The sequence below is a fragment of the Thermodesulfitimonas sp. genome, from assembly GCF_052743955.1.
In genome coordinates this window covers 1-3,258 of the sequence record NZ_JBRAIN010000137.1, presented here as the reverse complement: position 1 = coordinate 3,258, position 3,258 = coordinate 1, and the positions used below count along the sequence as shown (strand labels likewise).

2 protein-coding genes and 1 pseudogene are annotated in these 3,258 nt (G+C 55.1%); 1 reads left to right on the top strand and 2 read right to left on the bottom strand.

Annotated elements, in window-relative coordinates; genetic code table 11:
* Nucleotides 1-942: 942 nt before the first annotated feature.
* Nucleotides 943-1,533: pseudogene (locus ACUVTA_RS09105) on the top strand (polysaccharide deacetylase family protein); the annotation flags it as partial.
* A 242-nt stretch (nt 1,534-1,775) separates the two neighbouring features.
* Here the strand turns inward: ACUVTA_RS09105 and ACUVTA_RS09100 are convergent.
* Nucleotides 1,776-2,075 carry an MFS transporter gene (locus tag ACUVTA_RS09100; RefSeq protein WP_445952622.1) on the bottom strand — a complete coding sequence of 100 codons (300 nt, stop codon included), beginning with the start codon at nt 2,073-2,075 and terminating at the stop codon, nt 1,776-1,778.
* Complete coding sequence (locus ACUVTA_RS09095; protein WP_445952621.1) at nt 2,048-3,076, bottom strand: MFS transporter; 1,029 nt, start codon at nt 3,074-3,076, stop codon at nt 2,048-2,050. Before ACUVTA_RS09095 ends, ACUVTA_RS09100 begins: the two co-directional genes overlap by 28 nt.
* Nucleotides 3,077-3,258: the final 182 nt, after the last annotated feature.

The following is a 3,258-nucleotide window of genomic DNA, read 5'->3' as shown; positions in this document are numbered from 1 at the left end:
TCGTCTTCAACCACCAGGATGACCCCGCTCGTCTCCAGCCGCACTTTTTCTCAACTCCCTGAGAGCAATTATAACATACTAACAAAAGCGAGCACCCCAAAAAGCCGAAGCGGGGAGGGCACCCGGCCTCTCCCCGCTTCCGCGCAATAGCGAAAGCTATCTCTTCGTTGCCGCTTTCTGCGGTGCTACCGGCACCTTGGCAGCAGAAGCGCCCTTCGCTTTCTTGGGGACATAATGCTTCTTAGCTACGACGCGTTTCTTTGAGCGATAGTGTTTTTAACCGCGACGTGTTTCTTTTTCTTGGCAACAGCCTTCTTTGCGCTTGCCTTTGCCGGCGGTACGGCCGGTGTGGCACGCTTGACACCCGCTTTGGGCTGAGCAGGCTGAGCCGGCACAGCGCCTTGTTTTGTTGCTGTAGTAGTTTTAGGAGGAACAGTTGCTGCCGGGGCTACCGCCGCCAGTGGTCCAGTGACCAAGAAAGCCGCAAGGGACAGGACCGTTGCCCCCTTGAGGAGTTTTTCCTTAAGACCCACGCTACTTCACCTCCCTTCCTTTCTTTTGAGCATAACCGGGAATTTTAAACGGGGTTTTGCAGGCTTGTAAATAAAGTGTAAAACCGCCCGAAAGCACTCCTCAAAACAAGCCCTGGCGTGATAAAATTATCGGAAGGGAAACACCAATACATCCGAATTTCAAAGATATAGGGGGACAACGTGAGTGAAATTTCTGAACAGGAGAAGAAGGGCCGTGGGTTTAGTTCTATCCGTCCTGGTTATCCTTTGCTTCCTGGCACCGGTCTCCATCGCCGCACCAAAAGAGAAACCAGGCTTCCCCCCGTTAGCAGCAAAAACGGTCCGGGTGGCGCATTCGGTTCCTCCTATCCCGTCGCGCCAGATAGATACCGCAGCACGAGTCTATTACCGCGGTAAAGTGGTCGTGCTAATGTACCACAACATTAGCCCCATATACCACGGTCGTGGCACAATAACGCCGGAAACTTTTGCGGCCCAAATCGCTGCCCTAGTAAAGAATGGCTACCATATTATTCCCGCGCAGGAGCTTGCCGCTTTTCTCCAGAAACAGGCGCAGGTTCCGCCAAACGCGGTAGTGATTACCTTTGACGACGGCTATGAAGGCGTCTACCGCTACGCGTACCCCGTTTTAAAAAAATTCCGGGCACCGGCAACAGTTTTCCTGATCGGCAGCTACATCGGGAAGAAAAAAGGTTTCCTTACGTGGCCGCAAGTGCGGGAGATGGCGGCCTCGGGCCTCTTTACCTTTGGTGGGCACACCTTTAACGCCCATTACGGCGCCCCTACAGGGCCGCATACCACCGCTCCAGCCACTGTAGCCCGAATTTACGACTTTGCCTCCGGCCATAAAGAAACGCCAGCTGAATACCGGTTGCGGCTTTTTGCTGATTCCAGACAGGCACAGGCGCTCTTTATCCAGGAACTCGGCGCCCCCACTCCCTACTTTGCCTACCCTTACGGCGCCTTTACTCCGGCCCTTGACGAAATCCTCCGCGCCGTTGGTTACCGCTACTTCTTTACCACTCTAGACGGCGCTAACCAGCCCGGTCAGGACCCCTACCACATTTACCGCATCAACGCCGGCGCCCCCTGGGTTACGCCGGAACGTTTAGTCCATACGGTTCGCTACGTAGCCCGGCCCTATAATCTCCCCCACCGGATGCCCCACATGTGGCTGCCCCGCTGGGCCAAAGACCCGGCGCTTTCCCCTGTAGGGACTGAGCACCGCGCTCAGAAAAGGCATCAGGTTGTATCGCACACGAACCCCGCGCCGCGTTTTTTCGCCCGCCACCACCATAAGGTAGTAAGAATCCCCAGAAAAAGCGCGGCGCCACCACCAATAGCAAAGGCTGTCGGAACGCCCCAGCGGTGCGCTATTGTCCCTACTAAGAAATTACCCACCGGTGTGGTTCCCACGAAAAAGATAACGTAAAGACTCATCACCCGGCCCCGAAACTCGTCCACCACAGCAAGCTGAACCAGAGTATTGACGGTACTCGCAAAGGTAGTCATACCTAAACCAGCGAGAAACAGAAGCCACATGGCCTGATGGTAGCCCGGCCAGCACCCAAGGACCACTGCGCGCCGGCAAGACTAAAAGCGCCTACCCCTAACCACCAGCGCCTGGGACCGTGGCGGCTCGCCACGGCAAGGATAAGGCCCCCGGCAATCGCACCTAAACCCTGCACAGCGAGTACGAAGCCGTAGTCGCTAACATTTTTACCTAAGGTTAAGCGAATAAAAGCCGGTACCAGCACGTTGAAGTTTATCGCGAGGAGACTGAGTTCGGCCAGCAATAAAAGAGGGAAGAAAATGCCTGGTGTCCGACGCACGTAGGCCAGTACCGCTTTTATTTCCTTCCCGAGGGAGGCAGTAAGGGGCGTTAATCGCGCCCCAGAAGCGCGGATGCGGAGAAGCTGGGCCAGCAGCACCGTAAAGGAAGCCGCATTGAGAAAAAAGCAGGCGGCCAACCCCCACCGGCCAATAATCAGTCCCGCCAGCGCCGGGCCAACAATACGGGCGCTGTTAAAAAGGGCAGCGTGCAGAGAAAGCGCGTTCATTAAATCGCGGCGGTCAACCAGGCTGATGATAAAGGACTGGCGGGCTGGCATATCAGCGGCGTTCAAAAGCCCCAGGAAAAAGGCGCAGCTCAATACCTCCCAGTAACGTACGCGGCCGGAAGCAACCAGCAAGCCCAACAGAAAGGCGACAAGCATCATCCCCGTTTGGGTACCAAGAATCAAAGATTTTTTGGGAACACGATCAGCAAGGATACCGCCATAGAAGGAAAAAAGAAGCACCGGCATAAACTGCACCGTACCAACGAGCCCCAGCAGGAAGGCGGAGCGGGTCAGCTCCAGAACCAGCCAGGAGAGCGCTACCTGCTGCAGCCAGGTCCCGGTAACGGAGACAAGCTGCCCCGTCCAGTAGAGACGGTAGTCCCGGTGGTAAAGCGCCGCAAAAGCCGGGAACCCCTGCCTTGCAACCCCAGGTGTTTCCGATACCCTCTGGAATCTTTCCCAAATTTGTTCTATAACCTGCATAAAGACCTCACCTCTCTTAGGTGGTTGTTTGATCAACTGCTCCCCTATTGGCTCTTCGCAGTTCCCCCTCAACCCCCTAAAGTTCCTAAACAGCAACTTTACACTAAATCTTAGTAAGGTAATGGGTTGACGAGGTCTCTGAAAAACCAGCTTAAAAAATAACCCATCATTTCTGAAGGGAT

What these genes read in the sequence shown, in the direction of transcription:
- ACUVTA_RS09100 (WP_445952622.1), bottom strand. Translation starts at nt 2,075, where the DNA reads ATGTGGCTTCTGTTTCTCGCTGGTTTAGGTATGACTACCTTTGCGAGT.
- ACUVTA_RS09095 (WP_445952621.1), bottom strand. Translation starts at nt 3,076, where the DNA reads ATGCAGGTTATAGAACAAATTTGGGAAAGATTCCAGAGGGTATCGGAA.